Annotated in this window: 14 protein-coding genes; 13 read left to right on the forward strand and 1 reads right to left on the reverse strand. The window is 60.2% G+C overall.

Translation table 11 applies throughout. The features are described 5' to 3' along the window. Window positions 1-34: 34 nt before the first annotated feature. The 10 genes from serS (at window position 35) to ACTQZK_RS05160 (ending at window position 10416) form a co-directional block, all read left to right on the forward strand. Window positions 35-1324 (forward strand): serine--tRNA ligase, encoded by a 1290-nt coding sequence (gene serS / locus ACTQZK_RS05115; protein WP_114566426.1) that lies wholly within the window; start codon window positions 35-37, stop codon window positions 1322-1324. Between the two features lie 34 nt (window positions 1325-1358). Continuing rightward, complete coding sequence (locus ACTQZK_RS05120; RefSeq protein ID WP_441898722.1) at window positions 1359-2672, forward strand: hypothetical protein; 1314 nt, start codon at window positions 1359-1361, stop codon at window positions 2670-2672. Next, entirely contained in the window at window positions 2665-3159 is a 495-nt protein-coding gene (locus ACTQZK_RS05125) for a hypothetical protein (protein WP_441898724.1), read from the forward strand. The genes ACTQZK_RS05120 and ACTQZK_RS05125 overlap by 8 nt, the downstream gene beginning before the upstream one ends. Window positions 3160-3163: 4 nt before the next feature. After that, entirely contained in the window at window positions 3164-4450 is a 1287-nt protein-coding gene (locus ACTQZK_RS05130; protein ID WP_441898726.1) for an aminotransferase-like domain-containing protein, read from the forward strand. Between the two features lie 55 nt (window positions 4451-4505). Continuing rightward, on the forward strand, window positions 4506-5501 hold the full coding sequence (locus ACTQZK_RS05135; protein WP_181792531.1) for a D-alanine--D-alanine ligase family protein: 996 nt from the start codon (window positions 4506-4508) through the stop codon (window positions 5499-5501). A gap of 230 nt (window positions 5502-5731) precedes the next feature. Beyond that, a complete protein-coding gene (locus ACTQZK_RS05140) occupies window positions 5732-6262 on the forward strand; it encodes a YtxH domain-containing protein (RefSeq protein WP_441898728.1) in 531 nt (176 codons plus the stop codon). Window positions 6263-6421: 159 nt separating this feature from the next. Beyond that, on the forward strand, window positions 6422-7381 hold the full coding sequence (locus tag ACTQZK_RS05145; RefSeq protein WP_441898730.1) for a PRC-barrel domain protein: 960 nt from the start codon (window positions 6422-6424) through the stop codon (window positions 7379-7381). Continuing rightward, complete coding sequence (locus ACTQZK_RS05150; protein WP_114566429.1) at window positions 7382-8203, forward strand: TVP38/TMEM64 family protein; 822 nt, start codon at window positions 7382-7384, stop codon at window positions 8201-8203. 180 nt (window positions 8204-8383) lie between these two features. Continuing rightward, a complete protein-coding gene (locus ACTQZK_RS05155) occupies window positions 8384-9292 on the forward strand; it encodes a TM2 domain-containing protein (RefSeq protein ID WP_114566430.1) in 909 nt (302 codons plus the stop codon). Between the two features lie 185 nt (window positions 9293-9477). Further along, window positions 9478-10416 carry an aldolase gene (locus ACTQZK_RS05160; protein ID WP_114566431.1) on the forward strand — a complete coding sequence of 313 codons (939 nt, stop codon included), beginning with the start codon at window positions 9478-9480 and terminating at the stop codon, window positions 10414-10416. Between the two features lie 698 nt (window positions 10417-11114). Here ACTQZK_RS05160 and ACTQZK_RS05165 read toward each other — a convergent pair. Continuing rightward, the gene (locus ACTQZK_RS05165) at window positions 11115-12590 is read right to left on the reverse strand and encodes a response regulator transcription factor (RefSeq protein WP_441898733.1); all 1476 of its coding nucleotides are present in this window, start codon (window positions 12588-12590) and stop codon (window positions 11115-11117) included. Window positions 12591-12891: 301 nt separating this feature from the next. On the opposite strand from ACTQZK_RS05165, the gene ACTQZK_RS05170 reads away from it, so the two are divergent. The 3 genes from ACTQZK_RS05170 to ACTQZK_RS05180 all read left to right on the forward strand — a co-directional run bounded on the left by ACTQZK_RS05170 (window position 12892) and on the right by ACTQZK_RS05180 (window position 17813). After that, window positions 12892-14388 carry an FAD-dependent oxidoreductase gene (locus tag ACTQZK_RS05170; protein ID WP_216529826.1) on the forward strand — a complete coding sequence of 499 codons (1497 nt, stop codon included), beginning with the start codon at window positions 12892-12894 and terminating at the stop codon, window positions 14386-14388. Between the two features lie 399 nt (window positions 14389-14787). Continuing rightward, on the forward strand, window positions 14788-16116 hold the full coding sequence (locus ACTQZK_RS05175; protein WP_216529825.1) for a serpin family protein: 1329 nt from the start codon (window positions 14788-14790) through the stop codon (window positions 16114-16116). A 143-nt stretch (window positions 16117-16259) separates the two neighbouring features. After that, window positions 16260-17813 carry a catalase gene (locus tag ACTQZK_RS05180; protein ID WP_441898735.1) on the forward strand — a complete coding sequence of 518 codons (1554 nt, stop codon included), beginning with the start codon at window positions 16260-16262 and terminating at the stop codon, window positions 17811-17813. Window positions 17814-17828 lie beyond the last annotated feature (15 nt).

Consider the following 17828-nt stretch of genomic DNA (forward strand, 5'->3'; position numbering starts at 1 on the left):
CAATTATCGTATCCAACCAAGAAGGAGCGCTACCATGCTCGACATCAAGTTTGTCCGCGACAACCAGGAAGCGGTCGCTGAAGCGATGAAGAACCGCAATGCTTCATGGGATGCGTCGCGCTTCTCTCAGCTTGACGAAACGCGCCGCGCGGCCATCGCGAAGGAAGAAGCGCTGCAGGCCGAGCGTAATGCCGCATCCAAATCTATCGGGGCCATGATGGCCGCAGGCCAGAAGGACGAGGCCGAAGCCGCGAAGGAGCGCGTGCGCGCCATCAACGAAGAGATCGCCTCCATCGGCAAAGAGCGCGAAGCCGCCGACGCCGACCTGCGCGAGCTCATGATGCGCACGCCCAACATGCCGGCCGACTCCACGCCCGTAGGCCAGAGCGAAGACGACAACCCCGAGGTGCGCCGCTGGGGCACGCCCCGCGATTTCGCCGCTGAAGGCATCGAGGCGAAGCCGCACTGGGACCTTGGTCCTGAACTGGGAATCATCGACTTCGAGCGTGGCGTGAAGCTGGCCAAGAGCCGCTTCTACCTGCTGGGCGGCCTGGGCGCTCGCCTGGAGCGCTCGCTCATCAACTTCATGGCCGACACGCATGCCAGCCGCGGTTACAAGGAATGGTGGTGCCCGGCTATGGCGAACGGCACCACGCTTACGGGCACGGGTCAGCTTCCGAAGTTTGAAGAGGACCTGTTCAAGACTACGAACGGCCTGTACCTCATCCCCACGGCCGAGGTGCAGCTGACCAACATCCATGCGGGCGAAGTGCTCGACGCCGACCAGCTTCCCTTGCATTACTGCGCGTTCACGCCGTGCTTCCGCGAAGAGGCGGGCAGCGCGGGTCGCGATACGCGCGGAATCATTCGCGTGCATCAGTTCAGCAAGGTGGAAATGGTGAAGTTCGCGAAGCCCGAGGAAAGCTTCGACGAGCTTGAGGGCATGGTCGCCGATGCCGAGCACATCCTGCAGAAGCTGGAGCTGCCGTATCGCGTGATCAGCCTGTGCACGGGCGATATCGGCTTCTCCGCCGCCAAGACGTACGACCTTGAGGTGTGGCTGCCCAGCTACAACGGCTACAAAGAGATATCCTCCTGCTCGAACTGCGTTGACTTCCAGGCTCGCCGGGCGAACATCAAGTACCGCGATCCCGAGAACTTCAAGGGTACGCGCTACCTGCACACGCTGAACGGTTCCGGCTTGGCAGTGGGCCGCACTATGGCCGCCATCATCGAGAACTATCAGCAGCCCGACGGCACCATCAAGGTTCCCGACGTGCTGGTCCCCTATATGGGCGGCGTTGAGGTCATTGCGCCGGAATAGCAATTTCCAGGCGTTGTAGAGGAGTAACGCAAGCGTGGTAACGAAACGCAAGCGCACCGTTGAATCGAAGAAAAAGCCGGGAGATACCGGCAAGGTCGCGCGGGTTGAAGAACCCGCGCGCCGCGTTGCGCCGAAAAAAGTTGAGGCGGCGGATGATCGATCCGCCAAAGAGCAGGCGCCGAAGACGCCGTCCGCCAAGAAACCCGCCGGCAAGGATGCGGCGGCCAAAACCCCTACACCGCGCAAGCCGAAGCGCGTGAAGGGCAAGCCCTCGGTCAAGGCTGCCGGCAAGCCGGTTGCCAAGCCCGCCGCGAAATCCGTTTCGGCTCCGAAAGCCGCCCCGGTTTCGAAAGCTGCTCCGACGTCGGCTCCGACGTCGGATCCCGCAGCCTCTTCGTCGACGCCTGCGCCCGCCCAAGATGCTCGGACTGCGGTACCGGCTTCCAAGGAAGCCGGCCGTCCCGCGCAGGCATCGGCTTCCCAAAGCGTCCCCAAATCTGCCCCCAAGCCTGTGTACAAGTCCGGCGCACAGGCGTATGCCCAGCCGGGCGCCAAGCTTTCGAACGAAGGCGATCCCGCCGACGCTTCCGATCAGATTGGGAGTCAGCGCAAGAAGGCGAAGACGACGAAGTCGTTCAAGCTTCGCTGGCCGGCGGTTGCGGCGTTGTCTGTTTTGGCAGTATTGGTGCTGATCGTTGGCGTGTTTTCGTGGGATCGATGGCTGCGTTACAACGATGCGGCCGAGTTTCAGGGCGAATGGCGCACGCCCGGCTCTACGGCGGTCGTCGTTATTGACGGCCAAACCATCAAGCTTACTCCCGATGTGTCGTACGCCTATACTTTGGATACGGGCGCCAAGACCATCTCGTTTACCTTCGGGAACATGCAGGGCGAGGGCCGCTATCGTTTTTCGCTCGATCGGTCCCAGCTGGTCATCACCGACGGAAAAGAGTACACGTGGTTCTCCACGCTGATCGACGATATCGGTTGGATATTTGATCAGGCGTTGCGCTCATTGCAGGACCAGCCTGCCGAGAGTCCGACGCCAGGCGAAAACGTGACGGTGCTCGATCGTTTGTCGGGCGACGCTTCGGCTTCCCCGCGCGAAGGAGCTCCCGTTGCTTCGGGCGAAGACTCTGCTGCGAGCCAGGATGCAGATGCGAACGGAGGCGAGGGTGCATCCGGCGATGCGAACGCGGGCGCTGCCGAAGGAGCGGCATCCGCCGATGGGACGGGCGCTGCCGAAGGAGCCCCTTCGGCCGAAGGCGCAAGCTCGACCGGCACCTCGAGCCCGGTCGATCCTGAAACCGCTGCCCCTTCGCAGCTGTTCGATGTGCGCGATGTCTAGTTCTCGGATTCACTGCGGTCGCGATGCAGCGCCCCTGTCGTCTTCCGGCTCTTTTCGCGCTCCCAAGCTTTCCCTTGAGCGCTTGACCGTTCGGGTCGACCGCGTTGTATGCGACGTGCTGCTGGCGCCGGGATCGCCGCGTATGACCTCGCCGGCGCTCATGACTTGCGTGTGTCGGGCATACCCGAACCTTCCGCGTCATGCGTGCGTGAACGATGCGGGCGACACGTTCGCGGACGTCATGAACTGCACGTCGATCCCGCACCTTCTGGAGCATTTGGTCATCGACGAGCAGGCTCAGTCGGCTGCCGTCCAGAAGCCGTCCAATGCGTCGACCGACGTCGGGCCGGTGTTTGTCGGGACAACCGAGTGGACGGACGAATTCGCGGGCCGAGCGCGGATCGAAGTGAGCTTCACCGACGATTTGGTTGCTTTGCGGGCTTTTCGCGACGCGGCCCGTTTTCTGAACGAGACGGTGGTACCCTGACCCCATGACTACAGCTCATCTGACATTTGACCAAACTGATGACAAGATAGCCGATCGCGTCAAGAAAATGCGATCGTCCGCCGTGCGCGACCTGTTCGCGGCTGCTACGCGCCCCGATGTCATCAGCCTGTCGGGCGGCATGCCCGATGTATCGCTGCTGCCCCAGGCTTCCATCAAGAAGGCCGTGCGCGCCGCATGCGATGACCAGCGCTCCGTTGCCTTGCAATACGGCGCAACCGATGGTCGCAAAGAGACGAAGCAGGTGTTCTGCGATCTCATGCGCGATATAGGCGTGCGAGCCAAGCCTGAGAACATCCTGATCACGTCCGGTGCGCAAGAGGCTCTTGACCTCATTTCCAAAGCGTTCATCAATCCGGGCGACATCATCTTGGCCGAAGGCCCCACGTACCTGGGCGCGCTTCAGGCGTTCAGCGCGTACGAGCCGGACGTTCGCTGCATCGCGTTCGACGAAGAAGGCATGCGCACGGATCTGCTGGAAGCCGAGCTGAAGCGTATCGGCAAGGGCAATCCGCGCCTCAAGTTCTGCTACACCATTCCCAATTTTCAGAACCCCGGCGGCGTGACCATGTCGGCCGCGCGCCGAAAGCGTTTGCTGGAATTGGCCGACGAATACGGTTTCATGGTGGTCGAGGACGACCCGTACGGACGCTTGCGCTATGACGGGGGCCACATGGTTCCGCTCAAGGCCATGGATGATCGCGTGGTGTACCTGGGAACCATTTCCAAGGTGTTCGCTCCGGGGTTGCGCACGGGATGGATCGTGGCGCCGCGGGACGTGCTGGCGAAAGTCAACCTGGTCAAGCAGGGGACCGACCTGTGCGGAAGCTCGTTCGATCAGGTGGTCGTAGAGCATTACTTCACCGATACCCCGTGGCAAAAAACGCTGCAGAAGTTCGTGCAGACGTACCATGTGCGTCGCGACGCGATGCTGTCTGCGCTTGAAGAGTATTTCCCGCCGGAGGCCTCGTGGACGCGTCCCGAAGGCGGCTTTTTCGTGTGGGTGACGCTTCCCGATTACTTCGATACCGGCATCATGCTGAGCGAGGCGCTGGAAGCGGGCGTGACGTACGTGCCGGGAGACAGCTTCTTCCCGGGCGCGGTTGCGGGCAAGAATTCCATGCGCATCAACTTCAGCTTCGAAAGCCCCGAGAACATCGCGGAGGCTGTTCGCCGCTTGGCTCACGTGATCGAGGATCGTTTGGAGCTGTACCGTGCATTCCTGGAGGCCGGCGCCATCAAGGCTCCGTCTGCCAGCCAGCCGACGGACTGACGCCCTTGCAACGTTGGCGCACCAGTGATTTTGAGAACCGATTGTAGGAGCAAACATGGGCCTGAAAGTAGCAGTTTTGATGGGCGGCGCTTCGTTCGAGCGCGAGTTTTCCCTGGCCAGCGGCAAGCATGTGTGCGCAGCTCTTGAGGAAGCTGGCCACAAGGTGGTTCCTTTGGACACCACGTCCGACCTGGTTCCCACGCTTCGAAGCGAGCGCCCCGACGTATGCTACAGCGCGCTGCACGGAAAGCACGGCGAGGACGGTACCATTCAAAGCTTGCTCGAATTCGTGGGCATTCCCTTCGTGGGCTCCCCGGCTAGCGTGTGCCAGCGCACCTGGAACAAGGACTCGCTGCATTCGGAGATGGCCACGTATCGCGCCATCACCGGCGATGCTCCGGTTGCTTCGTGGCCGCAGGGTCTTTACATCGCTCGCGACGCATTCAAAAGTATGGGCGCTGCAACGGCGCTCGACCTGGTGGAAGACCGCGTGATCGGCGGCTATCCCGTGGCGGTCAAGCCTGCTCACGGCGGGTCCGCCATGGGCGTGCATCGCGTGGATTCGGTGGATCAGCTGGGCGAGGCTATCTTGGACGCGCTGTCGTTTGACGAAGCCGTGGTCATCGAACAGTGGGTCGAAGGCGTCGAGATGGCCGTGTCCGTGCTGGGCAACGGCTGGGACGCGTACGCCTTGCCGCCGGTCGAGATCGTTGCGAAGAGCGGCATGTTCGACACCGAAGCTCGCATGACTCCCGGCGCGGTCGAGTATTTCGCGCCTGTGCGCCCTGCCTCTCTTTCGCAGGACGAGGCGGAGGCTCACGCCATTCGTGCGGAAATAGAGCGTGCGGCCCTCGAGGTGTATCGGGCCTACAACGTGCGCGACCTTGCCCGCATCGACCTCATCTGGGACGGTGCTCAGGCGCGCGTATTCGAAGTGAATGTGTCTCCGGGCATGGCGGAGTCGTCCTTGTTCCCCGCCGCGTGCGCCGCAGCAGGGCTTTCGCTTCCGGCCGTGCTTGACGAGCTGGTCAACAACGCGCTTGCTCGATAGCGCGGAACAGGGTAGGCAAGCAAGACGACGGAGCGTTTTCTACAGTTCAGCCAAAAGGGGAGTCCGGGCGACTTCCCTTTTTCGTTTCGCCAGCCTGTTCTTTTGCTGCATCCGCCTTCGCCACTCAACAAACCGGCAACCGAATAATAGAGCGCTGATGTTTTCCTATCCGGGCGGGTAAGGGTGCGCCTATAATAGTTGCACAGACAAACGTCCAAAAGGAGGCCGTTATGGGCAACAAATTCGGAGTTTTTCTCGCTGGCGGACTCGCTGGCGCTGTGATCGCGCTGCTGTACGCTCCCCGTTCGGGCCAGGAGACGCGTGCTCTTGTGACCGATAAGGTGAACGCCGCATGGGGCGAGGCTCAGGAGTTCGGCACCCAGGCTGCCGGCAACGTTCAGCACGTGTACCAGGATGTTGCCAGCAAGGGCCAGCAGTTCGCTCAGGACGCGCAGGCGAAAAGCCAGGAGCTGTACGGCCAGGCCAGCGCTCGCGTGCAGGAGGCTGCCGACAACATCAAGCCCGCGTTCTCTCAGAAAAACGACGAGCTTCGCGACAAGATCGAAGCTGCTCGTCAGCGCATTGCATCCCAGGTAGCAAAGAACGCGGAAGAGGCTCAGGCAACTGCCGCCGAGACTATTCCGGTTGCAGCGGATACCGCCCATGACGTGGTCGACGCTGCACAGGACGCCGCAGAAGAGGCCGTTGATGCCGCTGCTGACAAGGCGCAGGAGGCTGCCGACAAGGTCGCCGGCGAATAAAGCGACGCGAGATATAGGCGAGGTGAAGCGGTTGCGCGGATCAAGCGGTCGGAAACGGTCGCGCCGCGCACCGCTTTTTACATATAGATGGTAGCGAAGGCGCCGGGACTGCGGAGGAGAAGCCGCACCGTGCGCCCGATCGTTGCGGAGAAGAAGGTTATGGCAAGCAAACTTATCACGACCGACGAACTCACGGGGGTTCGCGTCATTGGCGGGAAGAACGGCACGAAGCGCATTGGCAAAGTGCGTCGTTTCGTGTTTCACCCGAAGGAAAAGCGCTGCGTCGGCTTCATCGTGAAGCGCCCCGACCTTCTATGGATGTTCCGACGGAAGGACAAGTTCGTGTCCATAGAGGGATACGACCTGGTGGATGGGCGTATTTCCATTCGCAACGTCCCTGAGGCGACGGATCGCGCTGCTTGCAAGGCACTTGGCGTCGACTGGGACGAATGTGTGCTCTGGATCGGCCTGCCCGTGATGACTGAAAGCGGCGACGCGTTCGGAACGGTGGGCAACGTCACGTTCAACCGCATTACGGGAGAGGTTGTTTCGTTCGATACCGATTCCGGCGCTACTGCAAACGCGCTCTTGGGCAAGCGCACTGTTTCGGCGGACCTTATCAAAGGCTTTCGCCGCGGCATGGGAGCGGCCCTTGCGCAGGTTGGGCAGGAAGGCGTGGCTTCCGACGACGTCGTGCTGGGGGCCATCATGGTTTCCGACGAGGTGAAAGATCTTGCAGCTGAGGGCGGAGTTGCCGAAAAGGCGGGCCAGGCTACGGCTGTTGCGATGGGCAAGGTTCATACGACCGTCGACAAGGTGAAGCCGGTTGCTTCCGAGGCGGCTAAGAAAACGGGCGAAGCCGTGAACAAGGGCGCCTACGCCACCGGGAAGCAAATTGCGAAATCCAAGACGATGTTCTCCGATTTCAAGGATGAGTACGACAAGGCGCGCGGCCCGAAGCCGAGCAAGCAAGAGAACGCTATCGAAAAGACGGCAAGCCCCTCTCCGTCAGTTGCCGAAAAGCAGCCGGCCAAGCAGCCTACGAAGAAGCCCGCGCCCAAGAAGAACATGTTCGCGGAGTTCAAGGATGAATTCGACAAAGCACGTCACGAGGATTAAATGGGCAATCATACAGAAGATCACGACTCTCGGTTTGATACGGGAAAGCTGAAGCAGAAAGCGGCTGAGCGCAAGCAGGAGCTGCATGAGAAGGCCGAGCAGGAAGTTACTGTGCGCGGCCATAAAATGGAGAAGGGCGACATCTTCAAGTTCGTTGGCCTGATCGGGTTCTTCGCGATCATGGTTTTGATCTGCGTGCTTCTGTGGCCGTACGTTCACGACGTGTTCGAACCCGGCGGCATCGATCGCATCATAAACGACGTGCGCGGCGCGGGTCCGGTTGGATTCCTTATTCTGCTAGGGCTTCAGTTTCTTCAAATCGTGGTGGCGTTCATCCCCGGCGAGGTTGTTCAGATTGCGGCTGGCATGCTGTACGGCCCTTGGATCGGCGGGCTGATCATCCTGACGGGTTGCGTCATATCGAGCGCTTTCATTTTCTCGCTCGTACACAAGCTGGGCGCGCCGTTCGTGCAAAGCATGGTGCCCACGCAGTATTTGGATAAGTTCCGCAGGTTCGAGTTGACCGGCAAATTGAACATCGTCGTGTTCATCTTGTTCCTGATTCCCGGCCTGCCCAAAGACGTGTTCACGTACTTGGTGCCGCTGACGGATATGCGCATGCGCACGTTTCTCATTCTTTCGAATATAGGGCGCATTCCCGGAATCATCGTGTCTACGTATGCGGCTGACGGCCTGGTGGACGGGCGCTTCATGGAGAGCGCCATCATATTCGTGGTGGCCGGTGCCATCGCCGTGCTGGGCATTGTTTTGCGCGACCCCATCATGCGCTTTTTGGAGAAGCGCTCGAAGGGCAATCGCTAGCGGTTCTCTTGCGCTGCGCGGCGGGCGTTTTCGAGTCTGCGGGCACGGGCTGCTTCGCATACCTTAAGAAACTATGAGGACGTTAACGATATTATGACGGAACCCTCTGCGACGTTACGTCGCGCTCTACTATGACGTTGAAGAACAACGATGTTGAAACGCAGGACGAAAGAGGTCGCTATGACCAAGAAAAAACCTTTGAACAGCGCCGAGGACGCGGTTGCTGCTGCGGAAGCCGAGTTGAAGGCGGCCCAGGAAAAACTTGAGGCGGCAAAAGCGCGGCTGGCTGCCGAAGCGAACGACGAGAAGAAGGCGGATGGGCTCGATGCCGCCGAGGCGTCTGTTGAAGAGCCTGTTGAGCAGGAAGCCGAAGTTGACAAGGTCGTGGACGTGGTTGCAGTGGAGGCTTCGGCCTGCGTCCCAGATGATGCCTCGACCGCTTCGGCCGACGACGAATCCGCGGTCTTAGTTGAGGAAGTCGAGACGATCCAGGAAGCCGAGCCGGTCGAGCCGATGGGGACGGCCGAGCAGGAGAGCGCCCCGTCTGCTCCGGAGCCTCCCGCGTCCCCGGCGTCCGAGAATCCCCAGTGGGTTCCGTATTCGAGTGCGCAGGTCCCCCCGTACGGGGTCCCCGCACAGCAGCCTTCTTACGGCGCACCGCAAACCGCACCGCAGGTGCCTGCGAGCGGTTCTTATGGCGGGTCCTCATCTCAGCAGCCTGGTTACGCTGCGCCCCAGACGCCGCATGCCGGTCCTGGCGCCGTGCCGCCGCAGCAGCCCTATTACGGGTATCAGCAGCCGTACTACCAGCAGCCGTACGCGCAGCCTGTTGTGGCTACGAAGGATCATGTGGCTGCCGGTTTGCTGGCCATCTTCTTGGGATGGTTGGGCATTCACAAGTTCTACTTGGGGTACAACACTTCCGGTTTCGTCATGCTGGGAGTTTCTATCTTGGGCGGAATCCTTACGCTGTCGCTTGCGTGCTGGGTGATCTGGGTCATCGCTATCATCGAGGGCATCATTTACTTGACGAAGTCGCAATCTCAGTTCGAGCAGATCTACGTCCTCAATAAGAAGGAATGGTTTTAGCGCATCGGCGGTCCGCTGTTTGCCCGCGGTTGCATTGCTTCGCCGCTCGTCCAAATGTTCAGGGGTTTTTCCATGAATAGGGGCGGGCGGCTTTTCTTTTTCGCTAGAATGGCGGTATCGATAAGGCCTAAGCGCAGGAATTCGCGCACCGCCTTCCCGAATAAGGATCCTATAAGGAGGAAATCATGCCCAAAATCACTCGTGACCAGGTGAGAGTTCCGGCTGACGTCATGCCGGAATCCCGTGACGAGTACATTGAGAACTACATGAAGGCTACCCGTGGCACGGGTCGTCTCATGCTGTTCGCGTGCGATCAGAAGGTCGAGCATCTGAATGCCGACTTCTACGGCGAGGGCATCGACATCGCCGACGCTCAGCCGGAGCACCTCTTCGAGATCGGTCGTCAGGGCGTGTGCGGCGTGCTGGCTGGCCAGCGCGGCCTGATCGCGCAGTATGCTGCCGATTATCCGGAGATCAACTACCTGGTGAAGATGAACTCCAAGACCAACCTCGTTGGCGTGAAGCAGGACGATCCCTATTCGCCGCAGCTGCATGATCTGGATGCTGTGCTGGCTATGCGCGAAGCTGGCGTGAACATCGTGGGTCTGGGTTACACGCTGTACCTGGGCAGCGAGTACGAGTCCACCATGATGGCCGAGGCTGGCGAGCTGATCGCCCAGGCTCACGCAAACGGCATGCTGGTAGTGCTGTGGATCTATCCGCGCGGCAAGGCCGTCGCGGCAGAGAAGGACCCGGATCTGATCGCCGGCGCCGCTGGCGTGGCGCTGTGCCTGGGTGCCGATTTCGTCAAGGTGAACCCGCCGAAGCCCGAAGACGGCCGCACTCCGGCCGAGGCTCTGAAGGTTGCCGCCATGGCTGCCGGCCGCACGGGCCTTGTGTGCGCGGGCGGTTCGACGGTTGACGCCGAGACGTTCCTGACCCAGCTGCACGACCAGATTCACATCGGCGGTGCCTGCGGCAACGCGACCGGCCGCAACATCCACCAGCGCTCGCTGGCGGAGGCCGTGCGTTTGACGAAGGCCATCAGCGCCATCACGCTGGCCGACTACTCCGTGGAGGACGCGCTCGACGTCTTCAACGGCGACGAGGATTTCTCGCTGTAAGTTTCGCCGCATAGAACATGCCGACGGGCCCCTTTCGAGGGGCCCGTTTTGCGTGCGCCGGGCATGGCGCTCTTGGCGTGCGGGGCGCGCAGGTTGCGGGGTGCGTGGGGGGGGGTGCGAGTTGCGTGCAGGTCGCGGGATGCGCGGGGTGCGCGGCGCGCGCGGGGTTCGCGCAGGTTGCGGATCGCGTGCGTGGCGTGCGGCGGCGTCGCCCTCCCGCGTGGATCGCGCACCTCGTGGTGAGCCCCCCAAAAAAAATCTGGGCGCGAATCGGGACCTGTGACAATTTTAGACGTGGAAAAGCCGCGTTTTAACAGCGGACATACGCTTTTTGGCAGAGATTGGGGGGTTTGCGGCTCCTGAACGCGAGAAATTCCATCTATAGCGAACAAGTAATCGCATAATGCCTGGTCGCAGATTTTATCTTCCCTTTTTGTGCGCGCCGTCGCGCACGAAAAGCCACAAACCTCGGAATCTCTGCCATTTTCGAGCCTTCCGCGGGCAGGTTGCGGCAGCGCCTTGTCGGCAAAAGGCATGGCCGCGTTTTGGGATGCAGCCGATTGGCGGCTTCTTGCGCTCGTGAAATTGTCACAGGGGGTCCCGATTCGCGCTTCCGCAGCGCGGCCGCTGCGAGGCGGCCCGCAACTACCACCCCGCTCTATATCCGCCGTCCCGCCCGCGTCCGCGCGGGGATGGACTCACTCCGCTTGATCGGTGAACAGGTCGATGATCTCCTGCTTCGAGTGCACTTCCAGTTTTGCATAGATGTTCTTGATATGTCCGCGAACGGTGTTGGGGGACAAGTACAGAGCCTCGCCGATGTACGTGCTGCTTCTTCCGCGAGCAAGTAGCAGCAGTATTTCCGACTCTCTATCCGTTAGCTTGCATCGAACGGAAATCTCTTGTCCCGTCGCGCAAAACGAGCCGTTCTCGGTAGAAGAAGGTGCGCTTCCTTCCGCATCGTTGCTGCTGGTCGTTGTGGCGGAGCGTTTTCTGATGCGCAGCATGAACAACAGCGCAAGGGAAAGGAGGTATACGGCGATGCAAAACACGAGCATGGTCTTGAACGGCGGGTTTATGTCCAGTCCCGCTATGGCCGAGCCGCCCACGATCCCCAGCATCGATGCCAGTCGAATAAGCACGACCGACGTTCCCATAAACACGTACGGGTTCAACCGGCTTTCGTGAGACTCGCGGACGATCAGGAACATGACGCTCGTCGATATCAGGCTATGGCCGGCTACGAACGCGGCGCTTACGAAGTAGCCGTATTGGAAGTTCGCGAACGGCCACACAATCAGCACTCCGGTCAGAAGAGGGAAGAGCGCGCGGTACGCGCGCGACGCGCTGAACGTCTTGGGGAATCCGTACGCCATGACAAAGAAAGCGACCGATGCGGCGATGACTCCCAAGGAGGAGGCAAGGGACGATCCTTCGAAGTTGTAATGTTGCACAACCATGAACCCGTTGATGATTCCGACGGTGCATCCCAGCACCAAGAGCGACAGCAATCCCTCCCCGATCGAGAGAAATCCCTTCAGGTACGAGCGCGTCGCGTTGGTTCCAAGCTGCGACGCCGATCCGCGGGAAGGCTCGTTTTGCGGCACCGCGTTCGCTTCGCATTTCGCCTTTCGGCAAAGGGCCACGTTTGCTAGCAGCAAAACCAGAACGGCGATCAGGATGACAGGGGAGGGGGCGTGCCGGAGAGCGTAGGAAACCAAAGATGCAAGCAGCATGGCGAAAGCAAGCGCCTTCATGCTGTCGGCGGGTTTCATGGTGGTGAACAGTTCTACCCAGGCCAGGGTCAGCATGGCGGTGGAGATCCCTTGGGCCAGCGCAAGAACCAGAAGAGAGACCGCTGGATCCATCGTGGAAAAACCACCGGCAAACGAAAAGCAAGCTGCGGCTGCGAGAATCGCCGAGGGAACAACGATCGGCACGGACATTGCGGGCAGCCGCCCGCGCAGCGCAGCTATGACGATGAGGGTATCGGCCAGCAGCACGAACAGGGCCGACGCAACGCTGAAATCAAAGCCGGCAATAAGCACAGTGGTTGTGTCGGACGTTAGCACGGCCGTTGAATACAGGACCGATTGGGCCGCTTTGAATGCCGAGAATCCAAGGGTGCACCACATGACAAGAAGGTGGCGCTGTTTAGAACGCACGTCGTCCATCAACCGCTCCCCTCCCTGGTCGTGTTGTTGGATCGCGATTCATTGTGCGACAGGATCGAGCTCGTGCCAACCCTGTTTTGGCCGAAAAGGTTGGGCGAGGGCGTATTCAACCCAAAATGAGGGAGGGGCTGAGCGGCGGATTCGACCCAGAATGGGAGATGTGCGGGCTTCGAGGGCACTTTAACCTGAGTTTGTCGAAGGGCTGTGCGAGCTTGTTTTCGACAGACGAATTGGTGTGGTCAGGACGGCGGTTTGCAGACGAAGTGCTTCTCGCTCGGTCTTGATCGGAATGGAGGGCATCATGCAGCAGGGGATTTCACGACGCAGTTTCATTGGAAGCGCCGCCGTTGGAAGCGCGGTTTTGGCTTTGGGGGCATTGGCCGGCTGCGCTCCGCAGGCGGATCAAGGAGGCTCCAGCACGTCGGCTGCCTGGGATCAGGAGGTTGATCTTTTGGTGTGCGGTGCCGGCGGGTGTGGGTTGGCGTGTGCGGTAGAGGCGAAGGACAACGGAGCAGAAAACGTTCTTGTTATTGAAAAGGGCGATATGATCGGCGGCACTACGGCCATGTCTCAAGGCATGATCGCTGGCTACGATACCAAGTTTCAGAAAGAACAAGGCATCGAGTTGACGTTTGACCAGATGTACGCGAACCTGATGAACAATGCGTCGTATCGCCTGGATCCCGCGTTGACCAAAATCACCGTCGAGAATTGCGGTAAGACTATCGACTGGTTGGCAGATCGTGTGGGCGTCTCTTTCCTTGACAGGATAGACATTTACTACGGGCCGTTGCAGATGATGCATAACGTGGACGGCGCGGGCGGCGGTTTCGCGATTGCCTTCTCGGCTTGTCTTGACGATTTGGGCGTGCAGGTTGAGAAGGGCACGAAGCTGGTGGAAGTGCTTCTGGATGCCGAAGGGCGCGTTGAAGGCGCGGTTGTGGAGTCCAAGGGCAAGCAGCGGCGCATCAAGGCAAAGGCGGTTATGCTGGCAACGGGCGGGTTTGCCCACAATGCCGAGCTGGCTGCTCGGTTCGATCCCGAAAAAGCCGGTACTTTCGGCATAGGGCATCCTAACTGCGAAGGCGATGGCTTGGTGGCGGCATCAAATTCCGGGGCGCTTCTGTCGCACATAAACCACATGATGTGCATCCTCAAGGATTACACCATCATGAGCGAACACGAGGGAACCTCGGCCAGTGCGAACTTGAATGGGTTCACGAATCTCCCGAACATGATTTTAGTTGGCTCCGACGGCAATCGATTTGTTGACGAGACCAGCAAGGGGTACATGAGCCAAGATCTCAACAGCCCTATTTTCGACAAGATGCATCGTGACGGTGCGGGGTATGTGTGGGAGATATCCGACGAGGCCACGGTTGCAGCTGCTGGTGGCAAGGTGGTTCGCGGCGAAGGTCTTGAGTACGTGAAGGGCTCCGATGCCGCAGAGCTTGCGAAGAGCATGGGCGTCGATCCGATCGCCCTTGCCGCTACGATCGATGCATACAATGCCGCGGTTGACGCTGGCGTAGACAAGGAGTTTGGCGGCTTCCCCACGACTAAGCTGGTTGCGCCGTATGTGGCTGTTCCCGTGGTTCCGTGCGAAATCATTACGTATGGCGGCGTTGCTCGAAGCGAAAAAGCCGAGGTCCTGCGTGCTGACGGACAGATTATTCCCGGATTGTTCGTAGGTGGCGAGGCAAGCTGCAATTCCGCCTACATGGGATTCACGCTTTCCAATTGCTTTACCTGGGGGCGCATCGGCGGGCAGAGTGCCGCTTCGTATATTCAGAGCTAATTACCCTCCTCCCTCCCTTCAGCGAAAAGGTCTGCTTTTCCAGATCTTCTTCGCTGGGCAGCCGCGCACGCAGGTCGTGCGCGGCTGCTTTTTTGCGAACAGGTGCGCGTCCGCTGCCCACCCTCGTCCCCGTCCCAAGAAGCTTGGCGACGCTGCGAAACTGCTGGGTGCGCGTCCGCTGCCCGCCCTCGTCCCCGTCCCCGCCCGCTTGCGTCCATCGTGGCGGTCGAAACCCCAGATGCATTTCTTTGGCCGAACGCCGACATAGTTCGATGCACGATCGTGTTATGGTTCAAGGCGACGATACGCCGCCCCCTCAAGGGCGCACGGTGCAGGGTGGAATCCATGCGCCCAGGTCATCGACATGTCGCGCGTGAAATTCGCATACGAGGAGGTTGCATGATGGATGACAGGCTGTTTCGCAAGGGCGCATGCGCGCTTGCGTTGGTTTTGACAACAGGCGCGGTCTTGGCGGCATGCTCGAACTCGAACGGCGGCGTTGTGTCTTCGTACGACGGCGTGGCAACGGTGCTGCAAGCCGCTCTTCCGCAAAAACCCGCTGCCGACGACTATGAAGCTCAGAGTAAAGTTCTCGAAGACAACAAACTTGACCAGGCGTTCCTCGATAACTTGAGCACGTTCTCCTACCGGAGCGCACCTGCCGTGTTTGCGGAGGCGTCCGAAGCAAACGAGAACTACTCGCCCGCAAGCCTTTACTACGCTCTGGCGATGACGCAAATGGGAGCCGCAGGCAGCACGCAGGACGAGATCGCGGCCTTGCTCGGTGCGGACAACGTCGACGTTACCGCGCAGCAGTGCGGTAATTTGCTGCGTCTGCTTGCCGCCGATCAATACTCGAACGTCAAGCTGGCCAACTCCGTATGGATGAGCCCCGACGCCGAATTCAACCAAGGGTTCGTCGACGTCATGCGCGATCAATTCTACGCATCGTTGTTCCAGACGGATTTCGGCACCCCCGAAGCGGACAAGGCGATGGGGCAATGGGTTGCCGATAACACCGAGGGAACGCTGGCTCCGCAGTTCAAAAGCGAGAGTCAGCAGCTGATTTCCCTGATCAACACTGTGTATTTCAAAAGCGAGTGGTCAAGGGCATTCGATGCCGAATCCGTTTCCCCCGAAACGTTCAACGCCGAAACCGGAAAAGTGACGGCGGATTTCATGGTTCAACGGCTTGACGGACCTCAGGAGATTCGCGCGACCGATACGTACACGCGCGCAAGCTTGGGCTTTGCGGACGGAAGCCAGATGACGTTCGTGCTCCCGGCGCAGGGCGTGCATGCTCGGGATTTGCTGGCCGATGCCGCCGCGCTCGAAGAGGCGTTCACGGCTGATTCGACTGGAGAAGCGTTCGTAACGTACCATGTTCCGAAGTTTAGTTTCGACAGCTCGTACGACTTGGTTTCATCGCTGAAAAAGCTTGGCGTGAACAGGGCTTTCAGCGATCAGGCGGATTTCTCGAACCTTACCGACATCCCGGCGTACGTATCAAGCGTGGCGCAGGAGGGCCACATCGGGCTTGACGAAAACGGCGTCGAAGCCAGCGCGTACACCAAGGTCGACATCATGGCCATGTCAGCCCTTCCGGATCCTGCGGTTGTGGGCGAACTGGATTTCAACCTGGATCGCCCGTTTTTGTACGAGATCAAATCCAAGCAAGGGGCGGTGCTGTTTCTGGGCATGTGCGGGGACCCTTCTGCAGGGAAGTAGCTCGCCAGTACGCAGGTGTACATAATTCGATACTGTGTTGTAAATAAGAATTTGTCTCATTAAGGGGCAACAATCCTTCCTACCCTGGTAAGATCGTCGCAACAAGACAGGCGATTCTCAACCAGAAAAGAAGGAGCCCTCCCATGACCGACCAGTTCGATACCACCAGGCTTACCAACGAAGTCGGAAACCCCGTCGCCGACAACAACCACACGCTGACCGCAGGAGAGCGCGGCCCCATGATGCTCCAGGACAACTGGATGATCGAGAAGTTGGCGCACTTCGATCGCGAGGTTATCCCCGAGAGGCGCATGCACGCGAAGGGGTCGGGCGCGTACGGCACGTTCAAGGTGACCGGCGACATCACGCGCTACACGAAGGCGAAGGTGTTCCAGCCCGGAGCCGAAACCGAGGTGTTCGTGCGCTTCTCGACAGTGGCGGGCGAGCGCGGCGCGGCCGATGCCGAACGCGATATTCGCGGCTTCGCCATGAAGTTCTACACGCCCGACGGCAACTGGGATCTCGTAGGCAACAACACCCCGGTGTTCTTCCTGCGCGATCCTAAGAAGTTCATCGACCTCAACCACGTGGTGAAGCGCGACCCGCACACCAACATGCACTCCGCCCAAAGCAACTGGGATTTCTGGTCCAGCTTGCCCGAAGCGCTGCACCAGGTGACCATCGTCATGTCGGATCGCGGCATCCCGGCCAGCTACCGCCACATGCACGGTTTCGGCAGTCATACGTTCAGCCTGATCAATGAGGAAAATCAGCGTGTGTGGGTGAAGTTCCACCTCAAGACCAACCAAGGCATCAAGAACCTCACCAACGAAGAAGCCGGCCAAATTATCGCAGGCGACCGCGAAAGCCACCAGCGCGACCTGTTCGGCGCTATCGAGCGCGGCGAGTTCCCCAGCTGGCGCTTCTGCGTTCAGATCATGGACGAAGCTACGGCGAAGAACTACAAGGAGAACCCGTTCGACATCACGAAGACGTGGAGCCAGAAGGAATTCCCGCTTATCGAAGTGGGCACGCTCGAGCTGAATCGCAACCCGCAGAACTACTTCGCCGAGGTGGAGCAAGCCGCGTTCGCGCCGACGCACTTGGTGCCGGGCATTGGACTGTCGCCCGACAAGCTGCTGCAGGGCCGCCTGTTCGCATACGGCGACGCGCAGCGCTACCGCCTGGGCGTCAACCACAACCACATTCCGGTGAACAAGCCGCGCTGCCCCTATGCCGAGTTCCACCGCGATGGAGCCATGCGCACGGACGGCAACTTCGGCAGCACGATTGGCTACGAGCCTAACAGTTACGGCCAATGGCAGCAGCAGGCGGACGCGGCCGAGCCGCCGATGGACCTGTTCGGGCCGATGGATGCATGGGATCCGGCGGACGACCCGACCGACGACACCTTCTATCAGCCGGGAGACTTGTATCGCCTGATGGAAGAGCCGCAGCGCGCCGTGCTGATCGCGAACACGGCGGCCGACATGAACGGCGTGACCGAGAACATTCGCTTGCGCCATGCGGCCCACTGCTACAAGGCCGATCCCGAGTACGGCGACCGTCTGGCCGACGCGCTGGGCGTGGACGTAGCTCGCGTGCACGATTTGGCTGCGATGACGCACGAGGAACGCATGGCCGCTACCGGCCAGCAGGTTCCGGCTCGCAAGAAGGGCGGGGAAGCGCGCGCCTAGCTCCCAGTTCCTTCA

This window comes from Paraeggerthella sp. LCP19S3_G8 (genome assembly GCF_052119225.1).
Classification (GTDB): Bacteria; Actinomycetota; Coriobacteriia; order Coriobacteriales; family Eggerthellaceae; genus Paraeggerthella; species Paraeggerthella hominis.